Origin of the sequence: Herbaspirillum rhizosphaerae (genome assembly GCF_001189965.1) — a bacterium.
GTDB classification, from domain to species: domain Bacteria; phylum Pseudomonadota; class Gammaproteobacteria; order Burkholderiales; family Burkholderiaceae_D; genus Herbaspirillum; species Herbaspirillum rhizosphaerae.
The window spans coordinates 132,950-145,349 of the sequence record NZ_LFLU01000008.1 but is presented as its reverse complement, the minus strand read 5'-3'; the positions used below and the strand labels follow the sequence as shown (position 1 = coordinate 145,349).

Annotated in this window: 12 protein-coding genes; 6 read left to right on the top strand and 6 right to left on the bottom strand. The window is 60.7% G+C overall.

What is annotated here, in order from left to right:
* Nucleotides 1-6 precede the first annotated feature (6 nt).
* The 3 genes from AKL25_RS13190 to AKL25_RS13180 all read right to left on the bottom strand — a co-directional run bounded on the left by AKL25_RS13190 (nt 7) and on the right by AKL25_RS13180 (nt 2,585).
* The gene (locus tag AKL25_RS13190) at nt 7-1,092 is read right to left on the bottom strand and encodes a FecR family protein (protein WP_050478129.1); all 1,086 of its coding nucleotides are present in this window, start codon (nt 1,090-1,092) and stop codon (nt 7-9) included.
* Nucleotides 1,089-1,571 carry a sigma-70 family RNA polymerase sigma factor gene (locus AKL25_RS13185; protein ID WP_050478128.1) on the bottom strand — a complete coding sequence of 161 codons (483 nt, stop codon included), beginning with the start codon at nt 1,569-1,571 and terminating at the stop codon, nt 1,089-1,091. The genes AKL25_RS13190 and AKL25_RS13185 overlap by 4 nt, the downstream gene beginning before the upstream one ends.
* Before the next feature lie 423 nt (nt 1,572-1,994).
* Entirely contained in the window at nt 1,995-2,585 is a 591-nt protein-coding gene (locus AKL25_RS13180) for an NUDIX domain-containing protein (RefSeq protein ID WP_050478127.1), read from the bottom strand.
* Between the two features lie 220 nt (nt 2,586-2,805).
* Between AKL25_RS13180 and AKL25_RS13175 the strand changes: the two genes are divergently transcribed.
* The gene (locus AKL25_RS13175) at nt 2,806-3,561 is read left to right on the top strand and encodes a DeoR/GlpR family DNA-binding transcription regulator (RefSeq protein WP_050478126.1); all 756 of its coding nucleotides are present in this window, start codon (nt 2,806-2,808) and stop codon (nt 3,559-3,561) included.
* Between the two features lie 45 nt (nt 3,562-3,606).
* On the opposite strand, the gene AKL25_RS13170 is transcribed toward AKL25_RS13175, so the two are convergent.
* Nucleotides 3,607-4,122 (bottom strand): nucleoside deaminase, encoded by a 516-nt coding sequence (locus AKL25_RS13170; RefSeq protein ID WP_050478125.1) that lies wholly within the window; start codon nt 4,120-4,122, stop codon nt 3,607-3,609.
* A gap of 222 nt (nt 4,123-4,344) precedes the next feature.
* Between AKL25_RS13170 and AKL25_RS13165 the strand changes: the two genes are divergently transcribed.
* The gene (locus AKL25_RS13165; RefSeq protein WP_050478124.1) at nt 4,345-6,066 is read left to right on the top strand and encodes a methyl-accepting chemotaxis protein; all 1,722 of its coding nucleotides are present in this window, start codon (nt 4,345-4,347) and stop codon (nt 6,064-6,066) included.
* Between the two features lie 103 nt (nt 6,067-6,169).
* Here the strand turns inward: AKL25_RS13165 and norR are convergent, their stop codons facing one another.
* Complete coding sequence (norR, locus tag AKL25_RS13160; protein ID WP_050478123.1) at nt 6,170-7,729, bottom strand: nitric oxide reductase transcriptional regulator NorR; 1,560 nt, start codon at nt 7,727-7,729, stop codon at nt 6,170-6,172.
* A gap of 189 nt (nt 7,730-7,918) precedes the next feature.
* Between norR and hmpA the strand changes: the two genes are divergently transcribed.
* On the top strand, nt 7,919-9,100 hold the full coding sequence (gene hmpA / locus AKL25_RS13155; RefSeq protein WP_050478122.1) for an NO-inducible flavohemoprotein: 1,182 nt from the start codon (nt 7,919-7,921) through the stop codon (nt 9,098-9,100).
* Nucleotides 9,101-9,238: 138 nt separating this feature from the next.
* On the top strand, nt 9,239-9,649 hold the full coding sequence (locus tag AKL25_RS13150; RefSeq protein ID WP_050478121.1) for a hemerythrin domain-containing protein: 411 nt from the start codon (nt 9,239-9,241) through the stop codon (nt 9,647-9,649).
* On the opposite strand, the gene pdxR is transcribed toward AKL25_RS13150, so the two are convergent.
* A complete protein-coding gene (gene pdxR, locus AKL25_RS13145; RefSeq protein WP_050478120.1) occupies nt 9,646-11,094 on the bottom strand; it encodes a MocR-like pyridoxine biosynthesis transcription factor PdxR in 1,449 nt (482 codons plus the stop codon). The two genes, AKL25_RS13150 and pdxR, sit on opposite strands and share 4 nt — an antisense overlap.
* Before the next feature lie 280 nt (nt 11,095-11,374).
* On the opposite strand from pdxR, the gene AKL25_RS13140 reads away from it, so the two are divergent.
* On the top strand, nt 11,375-11,815 hold the full coding sequence (locus tag AKL25_RS13140) for a carboxymuconolactone decarboxylase family protein (protein ID WP_050478119.1): 441 nt from the start codon (nt 11,375-11,377) through the stop codon (nt 11,813-11,815).
* A gap of 25 nt (nt 11,816-11,840) precedes the next feature.
* On the top strand, nt 11,841-12,254 hold the full coding sequence (locus tag AKL25_RS13135) for a cupin domain-containing protein (RefSeq protein WP_050478118.1): 414 nt from the start codon (nt 11,841-11,843) through the stop codon (nt 12,252-12,254).
* Nucleotides 12,255-12,400 lie beyond the last annotated feature (146 nt).

The window sequence follows — 12,400 nt, the reverse complement described above, 5'->3', positions numbered from 1 at the left end:
CGAAAATCACGGCTGCGCCGGCGCATCGACGCGCACCAGATACGGCGACAGCGTGCGGATGCGCAGCATCGGGAAGCTGCTGCCGAGCAATTGCAAGGCGCGGCCGGTGTCGTCCAGCGGCAGTACGGCCGACACCCGGATGCCTTCCAGCGCGGCGCGGTCGTAGCTGATCGCGCCCGGGCGGTGACGTTCAAGCGCGTCCAGCACATCCGGCAAGCTTTGCTCCTGCACCACCAATTGATGGAATTTCCAGGCGTCGGCGATGCTGCGCGCGTCGATTTGCTCGATGGCGCCGATGCCGGCGGCGGTCATGCGCACACGCTGGCCGGCGCTGACGACCACGGGTTCCTCCGCCTCCATTGACCCGATCGCCATGCTTGCCGTCCGTTTCGCCGGACGGACTTCCACACGCGACTCAAGCATGCTGAGGACGGTGGCGTCCGGCTCGCGGCTGACCACGAAGCGCGTGCCGAGCGCACGGATGCTGCCCTGCGCCGTTTCCACAATGAAAGGACGGGCTCGATCCCTGGCGACATCGACCAGGATCTCGCCCTGCACCAGTTCCAGCGCGCGCCGTCCGGCGTCGTAATGCAGGTTGACCGCGCTGGCGCTGTTGAGGGTGATGCGTGTGCCGTCTTCCAGCACCTGCGTTTCCCATTTTCCGGTGGCGGTATGCATGTCGGCCATCAGATAGCGCGGCGAATATGCCTTGGTCGCAACCCAGCCCGGCACGGCGACGCACAGCGCCACGAGCATGCTTGCGATGATGCGTTTGGCGCGGCGCTTTTGGCCGGCTTTTCCACTCAGGGCGAACACCGCATCCAGGGCGGCGCGTGCAGGCCGGGCATTGCTCTTGCCGCCATCGGCGCCGCGGATGCGTTGCACCCGTCCAATGAAATCCTGCAGGCGTTCCGCCATGGCGGCATGGCGCGGGTCGGCCTGCTTCCATGCATCGTAGCCGCGCTGTGCCGCGTTGCGCGTATCGATGTCATCCGCCGTCAGCTGGACGATCCACTGCGCCGCCTGTTCGGCGATGCTGTCTTCATCCTTCGCTTCCTCTGCGGCGCCCGCCGTTGCCGGATGCAGTTTCATGATTCGGCAAGCCGGCATTTGACCAGCGCCTGCACCAGGTATTTTTGCACCATGCGCGTCGACACGCCGAGCTGCGCAGCGACTTCCGCATGGCTCTGGCCGTCCAGATAGTGCAGCAGGAAAGCATTGCGCGCGTTGCCGGAAACCGCTTGCAAGGCGCAGCCGATCTGTTCCAGCGCCTGGACTGCGAGCAGGACTTCTTCCGGACTGGGATAGCTGGCGACGGTCTCGGCCAGCAAGGCGAGCTCTGCCAGATAGGCTTGTTCTATCAATTGCCGGCGCGCGCGGTCCAGCATCAGGCGTTTGGCCGTGGTGGTCAGGTAGGCGCGCGGCTCCTGCATGCCGATCAGGGCGTCACGGGAAGCGATGATGCGCAGGAAAGTGTCTTGCGCCACATCCGCCGCATTGTGGGTACATCCCAATTTTTTACGCAGCCAGCCGAACAGCCAGCCGTGATGGCTGCTGTAGAGTTCGTGCATGTCTTGCTGCAGTGCGGGTTGGGCCACGGCGGGGATAATCAGTCAAATAAACATCAAATAAGAATGCTTATCATTTTAATTCACATGAGGCCGGCGACACAATCCCTTGCAGTGTAAAGAGCCGCCACCAGAGCCGCTTTGCGGGTCGTTATTGCTTGCCGGATTGCCATTCGACCTGTTGCTGAAAATGAAATTCTTACGCTTACGTCGCCCTTCAAGCAGCAATTCACCTCCATCATCATGGATTTAATTAGTTTTTGTCTTAGAACAATTTCCGACAATGATACGAATTACTTTTATTTTCCCTCGCCTCGGCAGCCACGTCATCTGACGCGAACTGACACCAATCGCCGTCATCCTGGGCGTGCCGATGATCGTTGTTACGCGCCAGATCCGGCATCAGTGGCGCGCGATCAGCGCTTCTTAATTCGGCCGGGCGCCGAACAGGTGCAACTGCGCATATTGCAGCAGCATGATGGTCTTGCCGTCGGCGATCTCGCCCTCGGCGATCATCATCAAGGCCTGCTGGATCGGCACTTCCATCACTTCGATGTCTTCGCCTTCAGCGATGTTGCCGCCGCCCTCGCCTGCGCGTTCGTCGCTGGCATATTCGCCGACAAAGAAATGCAGCTTCTCGGTCACTGAGCCGGGGCTCATGAATACTTCAAACACCTTGCGCACGTCGCCGACGCGATAGCCGGTTTCTTCTTCCACCTCTTCCCGGATGCGTTGCTCCGGGCTGGCGTTGTCGAGCAGCCCGGCCGGCGTCTCCACCAGGAAGCCGTCATGGCCGTCGCGATACGTCGGGAAGCGGAATTGCCGGATCAGGATCACGGTGCGCTTTTGCAGGTTGTAGAGCAGGATGGTGGCGCCGTTGCCGCGATCGTAGGTTTCGCGGTTGAGTGTCTGCCAGACGCCGTCGGCGCGACGATAGTCGAAGGTGGTTTTCTTCAGCAGATACCAATCGTCGGACAAGACCTCGACGTTGCGGATGCGAACGCGCTCGTTTTCCATCTGTTTGCTCCTGTGCAGTGAATACATGAATGCAGGCCGGTTTCCACATGCACCGATGCATGCGCGAACATGCCTGCTTTATTTAAATTATCATGCAATATCGTGAAATATCAAGAATATTCGTGCAATAATTAATGAATAAATTCACGATACTGCACGAATTTGCACGTTCTCTTGTACACTGACGCCGGTTTCAATCGGAAATGAAGCGGGAAAATACATGCTGACCAGCCAACGAAAAAAACATTTGCTCGACCTGCTGAGCCAGGACGGCCGCATCGTCGCCAAGCCCGTGAGCGAGCAACTGGAGGTGTCCGAGGACACCATCCGGCGAGATTTGCGGGAACTGGCGAAAGAAGGCCTGTTGCGGCGCGTGCATGGCGGCGCGCTGCCGCTCACGCCGCCGATGGTGATGTTCGCCAACCGCCAGAGCATCGAACCCGGCGCCAAGGCCGACATCGGCCGTGCCGCAGCAGCGCTGGTGCAATCCGGCCAGGTGGTGTTCATCGACGGCGGCACAACCTGCGTGCAGCTGGCGCGCCATCTCGCCCCCGATCTGCATGCGACCGTGGTCACGCACAGCCCCTCCATTGCAGTGGAACTGTCCACGCACGCCCACATCGAGGTCATCATCATCGGCGGCAAGCTGTTCAAGCATTCGGTGGTGGCGATGGGCAGCAGCACCATCGACGACATCGCCAGGGTGCGCGCCGATCAATATTTCATGGGCGTATGCAGCCTGCATCCGCGCACCGGCATCACCTCGCTGGATTTTGAAGAAGCCGCCATCAAGCGCGCCTTCAGCCGCGCCGCCGCCGAAACCGTGGTGCTGGCCTCACCCGACAAGCTGGAAACGACCTCCCCCTTCGAAATCGTCCCCTTGGCCGAAGTCGGCCGCATCGTGGTCAATCGCGATACCGCGCCCGAGCTGATCGCACCGTATCAGGCGCAAGGCATCGATATCACGCTGGCTTAACGCTCTCAGCCAGTCTTGGCCTCACGTAGAACCTGTTTGCGATCTTTAGCGAGAGGCCCAGAAGCTGCGCTGCAACTCCACGATCTCCTCCACCATATCCGGCATCGGTCCGATCAGCTCGACCGGTTTCTGGCAATGGTCGAACACATAGCGGGAATCCACGCTCATGGTCGGATTTTCCTTGTGCGCGCCGGTCACGTCGAGCAACTGGCGCTCCGTCATGCCATACACCACCCGCCCGATGTTGGCCCAATACGCGGTGCCGGCGCACATGCAGCACGGCTCGACCGAGGTGTACAAGGTACAGCTCCACAGAAATGCCGGTGGATAGTTCAACGCAGCCGTGCGCGCCAGCACGGCTTCAGCGTGATTGACCGTATCCACATTGCATTGCTCCATCAGCACGGTCTCCTGATCGGGGCCGACCAGGATGGCGCCGAACGGATGATGGCCGATACTCACCGCACGCTTGGCAACCTCGTTCGAGCGATGCAAATGGCGGCGAATCTGGTCCCGGTTCGGGCTCAAACCTTGTTCCGGAAAATCCGATGCTTGCTGCATGACTCGCTCCCTTTTTCATGTTTTTGAATAACGCTTCATTGATGCGAAGCAACTGCTATGCCACCTGCAAATCAGCGAGAAATTGCAAGATACAAATTAGCAAAAAAGATAGAAAAAATATTCACATTCGTTTGAATAAAGTTAATTTTTATGCAATTCTAGAAACGCACATTCCTCCGGGAATGTAATGGGCATCTGCGATCCTACAGCGAGGAGATAATAATGAAATGGTTTTATAACTTGAAAATCGCTACCAAACTGATCGCGACCTTTTTATCCGTGATCGTGCTGGTCGTTGCGCTGGGTATTTTCGCCATCGTCCAACTGGACAAGGTCAACACGGCCTCTACCGACATCTCGACCAACTGGCTGCCGACCATCCGCACGCTGGCGCAGCTGAAATTCACCGCCGCCCGCGTGCGCAGCTTCGAGCAGCAGCACATCATGGCGTCGGAACCCAAGGAATTCGACGAGATCGAGCAAAGCGTCAACAAGCAGATCGACGCACTGCTTGCCTTGCGCAAGAAGTATGAAGCAGAGATTACCGAACCGGAAGAGCGCGCCATCTATCCGGACGTTGCCAAAGCCATCGACATTTTCGTCGGCGAGCATCCCAAGATCATCGCCCTGTCGCGCCAGAACAAGGATCAGGAGGCGCGCACCCTGTTCAGGGGCGACTCCACCAAGAATTATCGCCAGATGATCGAGCTGATCGACAAGCTGGTCGACGTCAACGACCACGGCGCCGACGTCTCCAGCCGGACGGCCGACAGCACCTACGCCAGCTCGCGCATGTGGATCATCGGCATGCTGGCAGTGTGCGTGGTGGCGGCGCTGGCGCTGGCGATCTGGATTGCCCGCCTGATCTCGCAGCCGCTGGGCGAAGCTGTCAAGGTGGCGCGTCAGGTCGCCGACGGCGACCTGACAGCGGACATCCGCCAGGACAGCAATGACGAAACCGGCCAGCTGCTGGGTGCGCTCAAGCTGATGAACGACAATCTGTTGCGCATCGTCAGCAGCGTGCGCACCGGCACCGACACCATCTCGACCGCATCGAGCGAAATCGCCACCGGCAACATGGACCTGTCCTCGCGCACCGAGCAGCAAGCCGGTTCGCTGGAGGAGACCGCCTCGGCCATGGAAGAGCTGACCGCCACCGTCAAACAGAATGCCGACAATGCACGCCAGGCCAACCAGCTCGCCGTGTCGGCCTCGGCCGTCGCCGTCCAGGGCGGCAATGTGGTCGGTCAGGTGGTCGACACCATGGGCTCGATCAACGCATCGTCGCGCAAGATCGTCGACATCATCAGCGTGATCGACAGCATCGCCTTCCAGACCAACATCCTGGCGTTGAATGCGGCCGTGGAAGCGGCCCGCGCCGGTGAACAGGGCCGCGGCTTCGCGGTTGTGGCCAGCGAAGTGCGTACGCTGGCGCAGCGAAGTGCGGCAGCCGCCAAGGAAATCAAGACCCTGATCGACGATTCCGTCTCCAAGGTCGACGTCGGCAGCAAGCTGGTCGAACAGGCCGGCTCGACCATGGATGAGGTCGTCAGCAGCGTCAAGCGCGTGACCGACATCGTCGGCGAAATCACCGCCGCCAGCCACGAGCAAAGCGTCGGCCTCGACGAGATCAATCGCGCGATTACGCAGATGGATGAAGTGACGCAGCAAAACGCCGCCTTGGTGGAACAAGCCGCTGCTGCCGCGCAGTCCTTGCAGGAACAGGCGAGCAACCTGTCGCACACGGTCAGCGTGTTCAAGCTGGATCGCAATGCCTTGTCCCCTGCGTCTTCCTACGCGCACGCCGGCGCGACGCCCAAGCGCACCGTCAACATCACGCCGAAACCTGCACCGTTGCCGGCCAAGCCCACACCACCAGCCAGGAAAGCGATTTCAACTACCGCTCCGGCCGCGGATGACACCGGTTCGTGGGAGCAGTTTTAATTCGGATAGCTTGAAACCGAATCTGTCGTCCTGACGAAAGTCAGGACCCAGCGTCGTGGACTTCGGTCACGACGCTGGGACGACGGCTCTATGTTCAGTCGGCTTATTTCAATCCCAAACGCTTGGCCATGCGGTTGAGGTTGGCGCGATCTATCCCCAGCTCGCGTGCGGTGGAAGCGACATTGCCGCCATTGCGCGCCAGGCTGGCGCCGATCAGACGACGTTCGTAAGCGCTGACGGCATCGCGCAGGCTGCTGCCGTTTTGCAGGTCCAGCTCGGTCTGGACCTGCTCTTCCAGCTCCGAGATCAGGGGCTTGCGTTCATTGACGAGATCAAAATCTTCCGCCGCCAGCGTCAGGATGCGCGGGCGTTCCGGATGTTTCGCCAGCGCCTTGAGCGCGGTGCGGGCGATGACATGCTCCAGCTCGCGCACATTGCCCGGCCAGCGGTAACCGAGCAGCACTTCCTGCGCATCGGTGGCCAGACGCAGGCTCAGCAAACCCAGCCGGAAACGGTTTTCTTCCAGGAAAAATCCGCTGATCAGCAGAATATCGTGCCCCCGCTCGCGCAAGGGCGGTGCTGCCAGCGGGTAGACGCTCAGCCGATGATAGAAGTCGGAACGGTAGCGGCCCTGGCGCACCTCTTCTTCCAGATTGCGGTTGGTGGCGGCGATGACGCGTACATCGACCTTGTGCTCTTCGTCCGACCCGACGCGCTGGATTTGCCCGCTCTGCAGCACGCGCAGCAGCTTGGCCTGCACCGCCAGCGACAATTCCCCCACTTCATCGAGAAACAGGGTGCCGCCGTCGGCCAGCTCGAACTTGCCGCGGCGGTCGCTGACTGCCCCGGAAAACGCGCCGCGCACGTGGCCGAACAATTCGCTTTCGACCAGGGTTTCCGGCAAGGCGGCGCAATTGAGGCTGATGATGGGTTTGCGCGCACGCGGCGAGGCGGCGTGGATGGCGTTGGCGACCAGTTCCTTGCCGACGCCGGTTTCGCCGGTGATCAGCACCGTCATGTTGCTTGGCCCCGCCAGGCGGATCTCCTTCATCATTTTCTTGTGCGCCGGACTCTGGCCGATCAGCTCGCGCCGGCTCTGGTTGGCCGCCAGCCGGTAGGCTTCGGCGCGCTGACGCTCCTGCTCGCTGGTGGTGGCCAGATCGTGGATGCGTTCGGCGACGTTGACGGTGGCCGCCGCCAGGCTGGCGAAAGCCTGCAAGGACGCCGTATCGACCGAGTCGAAACGCCCCGGCCCCAGTGCGTCGAGCGTCAGCAAACCCCACGGCCGGCCGTTCATCGTGATCTGGCAACCCATGCAGTCGTGCACATGCAGCTCGCCCGAATGCGCCTCGACCAGGCCGTCGTAAGGATCCGGCAACGAGGAGTTCGCCGGGAAGCGCGTCGGCGGCACGTTGGATAACAGGATGCGAAAGCGCGGATGCTCGCTCACGCGAAAACGCCGGCCCAGGGTGTCGCTGCTCAAACCATTGATCGCCAGCGGCACCAGCAGGTCGCCGTCGAGCCGCAACAAGGCGGCGGCGTCGCACGGAAACAGCATGCGCAAGGTGTCGAGCAGACGACGGTAGCGTTCGCTGTCGTGCATCTCGCGCGACAGGTCGGCCATCAGGGGAATCAGCGCGTCCAGCAAGAGCTTTGGAGTCATTTTTACTCTTTTCGTGTCGATTTGACTCGGGTCAATTTGACTCGTCAAATTTCTAAGCAACTGATTGTAAAGGATTTTTCTTCTGGCATGGAGATTGTATAGAGAACAGGGACGAAATGATTTCTTGCAGCGACATTTCGATGTTTTTGCCGGTTTTACCCGGCTAACCCACACAAAAAGAGGTTCTCCATGCTATCCGATGCTCACCGCGCCATCGTCAAATCCACCGTCCCTCTGCTGGAAAGCGGCGGCGAAGCACTGACCACGCATTTCTACAAAATGCTGATGCGCGATTATCCGCAGGTCATCCCCTACTTCAACAAAGCGCACCAGGGCAGCGGCGACCAGCAGCGCGCGCTGGCCAACGGCGTGCTGATGTATGCGCGCCATATCGATCAGCTGGAACAACTGGGCGGCCTGGTCAGCACCATCGTCAACAAGCACGTCGCGCTGCAGATCCTGCCGGAACATTATCCGATGGTCGGCGACTGCCTGCTGCGCGCCATCCGCGAAGTACTGGGCGCCGAGATCGCCACCGACCAGGTGATCGAAGCCTGGGGCGCTGCCTACGGACAACTGGCCGACATCCTGATCGGCGCCGAAGAAGGCATCTATACCGCCAAGGAAACCGCCGACGGCGGCTGGCGCGGCGTACGCAAGTTCGTGGTGGTGCGCCGGGTCGACGAAAGCGACGAAATCACGTCCTTCTATTTCGCGCCGGAAGACGGCAAGGCGATCCTGGCTTACCAGCCGGGCCAGTACATCGGCCTGCGCGTCGATGTCGACGGCGAAGAAATGCGTCGCCAATACTCGCTCTCGGCCGCGCCCAACAGCAAGATGTATCGCATCAGCGTCAAGCGCGAGCCGAACGGCAAGGTATCGAACTATCTGCACGACCACATGACGGTCGGCAAAACCATAGCCCTGATGCCGCCCTCCGGCGAGTTCACGCTGACGCCCGGCGACAAGCCGCTGGTGCTGATCAGCGGCGGCGTCGGCATCACGCCAATGCTGGCGATGCTGGATGCGGCGCTGCCGACCGGGCGTCCGGTGGTGTTCATTCACGCCGCGCGCCACGGCGGCGTGCATGCCTTCGGCAAGAAAATTGCAGACCTGGCGCAAGCGCATCCGCAACTGCAGCACTACTTCTGCTACGAGCAGCAGCGCGAGCAGGACCCGGCCCCGCACGCGATCGGCTACCTCGACCGCGACAAGCTGGGCAACTGGCTGCCGCCCTCGATGGATGTGGACGCCTATTTCGTCGGCCCCAAGTCCTTCATGAAAGCAATCAAGCGCCATCTCAGCGATCTCGGCGTGCCGGCGGCGCAGAGCCGTTACGAGTTCTTCGGTCCGGCGGCTTCACTGGATTGACGAAGCGCGTCGTGTCAACAATAGCGACAACAGCGTTGTGAGGTTTGCGCCGGATCGGGCTGCATGCAAAAAGCATGATCCGGCGTTTTTTTTAATCATTTTTCATTTCCGGCCAGAAATGGTCAAACGGTCATCGCCATGAACATCGACAAATACAAACATCAACATACCGCCATCTTCAACAGCATCCGCAAGCTCAAGGAACTGTCTCACGAAGGCATTCCCCAGAACGCCGCCGACATCGCGGCGCTGGTGATCAAGATGAGTTCGGTCATCAAGCTGCATCTGTCCATCGAGGACAAATTCCTCTATCCCGCGCTGCAGGAGGCCAATAATCCGCGTCTGGCAATGCTGGGCAAGCAGTATCAGCACGAGATGACGCACATTGCCGAGACGTACGGCGAATTTGCGCGCAAATGGAACGATGCCGGCCACCTGAGCGCCGATCCGGAAGGATTCCGCGCCGAGGCTAACCGCGTGCTGAAGATCTTGTTTGAGCGCATGCAGCGCGAGGACCGCGATTTCTATCCGATGATCGAGACTGCCTAGGAAGTCAGCTCATTGAGAATCGTCGCCACCCGCCCCAGCGCCACCTCGATGTCGAGCGACTCGATGGCGCCATAGCCGAAGAACAGGGCCGGCTTCGCTTTGGCCTCGTAGTAGAACTCGTCCAGCGTATACAGGGCGACGTCCACGCGCCGCGCCAGCCGGACCAGTTGCACCATGTCGACGTCAGCCGTCATCTCTGCCGCCAGATGGAAGCCGGCATTCGTCGGCACCGCGCGCATCCACGGCTTGAGGTCGCCGTTGAACGCCGCATGCAGCTTCTCGCGCCGGGCGACGTAGATGCCGTGACAGCGGCGGATATGCTTTTGCAGATAGCCTTCGTCGATGAATTTGGTCATGGCCCACTGCGTCATGGTCGGCGTATGCCAATCCGAAAGTCCCTTGACGATGGTCATGGCGCGCCGGATGGCCGGCGGCGCAATCACGTAGCCCACGCGCAGTTCAGGATTGATGGTCTTTGAAAAGGTACCGACGAAGGCCACCAGGCCGTCCTGGTCCATGCTCTGCAGGGAATCCAGCGGCCGTCCTTCGTAGCGGAACTCGCTGTCGTAATCGTCTTCGATGACGATGGCCCGCAAGGCGCGCGCGCGTTCCAGCAATGCCTCGCGGCGCGCCGGGCTCATCGGCATGCCGAGCGGAAACTGATGCGCCGGCGTCACGTAGATCAGGCGCGTGCCCTCCGGAATGCGATCGACCAGAATCCCTTCCGCATCCACAGGCATGCCGACGACTTTTGCTCCCTGTGCGCCGAACAGCATGCGCGCAGGCGGATAGCCAGGATCTTCCACCGCGACGATGCTGCCGGGTTCAACCAGCACGCGCGCCATCAGGTCCAGCGCCTGCTGCGCGCCGTTGGTGACCAGCACGTCGGCAGCCGTGCATTGGACTCCGCGCGAAAACGACACGTGGCGCGCAATCGCTTCGCGCAGCGCCGGCAAGCCCTCCGTCTCGGCATAAAACCCGCTGGATTCGCTACTCTGGCGCAAGCCGTACAGCACGCATTGCCGCCATTCGTCCTGCGGAAACTGCCGCCGTACCGGAATACCGCCGAGAAAATCATACTGCGACCGCATCTCAGGGCCGACATGCCGCATGGACAAGGGGAAGCTCTGATTAAGCCAGTGCGAGATGAGCTTGCCGGCTGCGAGATCCTGGCTTTCAAAACGTTTCGTCTTCGGTTTGGACTCAGCCGGCGCATTGACGAAGGTGCCGCTGCCGATCTGGCCGACCAGCAATTTGTCCAGGGTCAGGCGGCTGTAGGCTTCGGAGACCGTCTTGCGCGACAAGCCGAGCTGCGTCGCCAGCAAGCGCGACGGCGGCACCTGCTCGCCCGGCGCCAGGCGGCCGGTCAGGATGGCGTCGCGCAACTGGCGATAGACCTGCCCGGCGAGGTCCTTGCTTCCTTCGATGACGATGTGCAGCTCCATGAGTCTTCCCGGTGTTTGTTGTTGCTTGTGCTTGTGCTTGTGCTTGTGCTTGTGCTCGTGCTTGTTCTTTTTCTTGTCACCGCTGATTCTAGCCTCCGCGCCGGAAGTGGTCTCCTCATTTTTCAGGAAATTGGTTATTCGCCCAGGGTATTGGACTCCTTAAGATGACATCACTGGCTCAGCAAAACGGCAACCGAAAGCGGATAGCAGCTGCCGCAAACGCCAAACGATTTTTAAGTAACTTTTACACTGACTCAACTCACTCTCAAGGAGCATTACCATGGAACAACGCGTCGATTTCTACAAAGCTTCCCCTGAAGTCCTGAAGGGCATGATCGCCCTCGAAAACGTGGTCGGCAAACTCGGCCTCGAAACCTCCCTGCTGGAACTGGTCCGCCTGCGCGTCTCGCTGATCAACGGCTGCGCCTTCTGCGTCGACATGCACACCGCCGACGCCCGCAAAGCCGGCGAAACCGAACGCCGTCTCTACGCCGTGCCGGTCTGGCGCGAAACCCCGTTCTTCACCGAACGCGAACGCGCCGCCCTGGCCTGGGCCGAATCGCTGACCCTGATCTCGCAAACCGGCGCGCCGGATGAAGACTACGCCCTGGTGCGCGCACAGTTCAACGACGCCGAACTGGTCAACCTGACCCTGGCGATCAACACCATCAACGCCTGGAACCGTTTCGCCATCGGTTTCCGCAAGATGCCGGTCGCCTGAGGCGACAAGGAACAAGGAGCCTGACATGCGATTGATCTCTACTGCCAAGAGCGCCCTGCTGGCAGCCTTGCTGGCTCTGGCTGCCGGCGCCGGCGCCCACGAACACGGCGATGAAGTCGTCACGCCCTTGCAGCATCAGGCCCTTCCCGATGCGCCCGGCAAAAGCGGCGTGATGGCCGTGGTGGCCTACGGCCCGGGCCAAAGCTCGGTCGCGCACCGCCATCCCGGTTCGATCTTCGCCTATGTGCTTGAAGGCGAAGTGGTGTCGCAGCTGCAAGGCGGTGCGACTGTGACTTACAAGGCCGGCGAGTCCTGGTACGAAGCACCGAATACGCCGCACCTGGTCTCGCGCAATGCCAGCAGCACCAAACCGGCAAAGTTGCTGGTCTGGTCGCTGGTGCAGGATGGTCAGCAACTGACCGTGCCGCTGCAAAAGTAAGCGGCGAAAACCAGCCTCCTCCAGCCCGCTTCCGCCAGACCAATGCCTCGGCATCCCGGGAAGCGGGCTTTTTTCTGCCTGCCGTTTTCTGATTTTTTGTTTTTCCCCGTCGGAAATTTCAGTTTGCGTCCCGGCTTCCTGTAAAC

Bases quoted from the DNA above. Each gene is read 5' to 3' on its own strand.
- AKL25_RS13190 (WP_050478129.1), bottom strand. From the start codon at position 1,092: ATGAAACTGCATCCGGCAACGGCGGGCGCCGCAGAGGAAGCGAAGGAT.
- AKL25_RS13185 (WP_050478128.1), bottom strand. From the start codon at position 1,571: ATGCACGAACTCTACAGCAGCCATCACGGCTGGCTGTTCGGCTGGCTG.
- AKL25_RS13180 (WP_050478127.1), bottom strand. From the start codon at position 2,585: ATGGAAAACGAGCGCGTTCGCATCCGCAACGTCGAGGTCTTGTCCGAC.
- AKL25_RS13175 (WP_050478126.1), top strand. From the start codon at position 2,806: ATGCTGACCAGCCAACGAAAAAAACATTTGCTCGACCTGCTGAGCCAG.
- AKL25_RS13170 (WP_050478125.1), bottom strand. From the start codon at position 4,122: ATGCAGCAAGCATCGGATTTTCCGGAACAAGGTTTGAGCCCGAACCGG.
- AKL25_RS13165 (WP_050478124.1), top strand. From the start codon at position 4,345: ATGAAATGGTTTTATAACTTGAAAATCGCTACCAAACTGATCGCGACC.
- norR (WP_050478123.1), bottom strand. From the start codon at position 7,729: ATGACTCCAAAGCTCTTGCTGGACGCGCTGATTCCCCTGATGGCCGAC.
- hmpA (WP_050478122.1), top strand. From the start codon at position 7,919: ATGCTATCCGATGCTCACCGCGCCATCGTCAAATCCACCGTCCCTCTG.
- AKL25_RS13150 (WP_050478121.1), top strand. From the start codon at position 9,239: ATGAACATCGACAAATACAAACATCAACATACCGCCATCTTCAACAGC.
- pdxR (WP_050478120.1), bottom strand. From the start codon at position 11,094: ATGGAGCTGCACATCGTCATCGAAGGAAGCAAGGACCTCGCCGGGCAG.
- AKL25_RS13140 (WP_050478119.1), top strand. From the start codon at position 11,375: ATGGAACAACGCGTCGATTTCTACAAAGCTTCCCCTGAAGTCCTGAAG.
- AKL25_RS13135 (WP_050478118.1), top strand. From the start codon at position 11,841: ATGCGATTGATCTCTACTGCCAAGAGCGCCCTGCTGGCAGCCTTGCTG.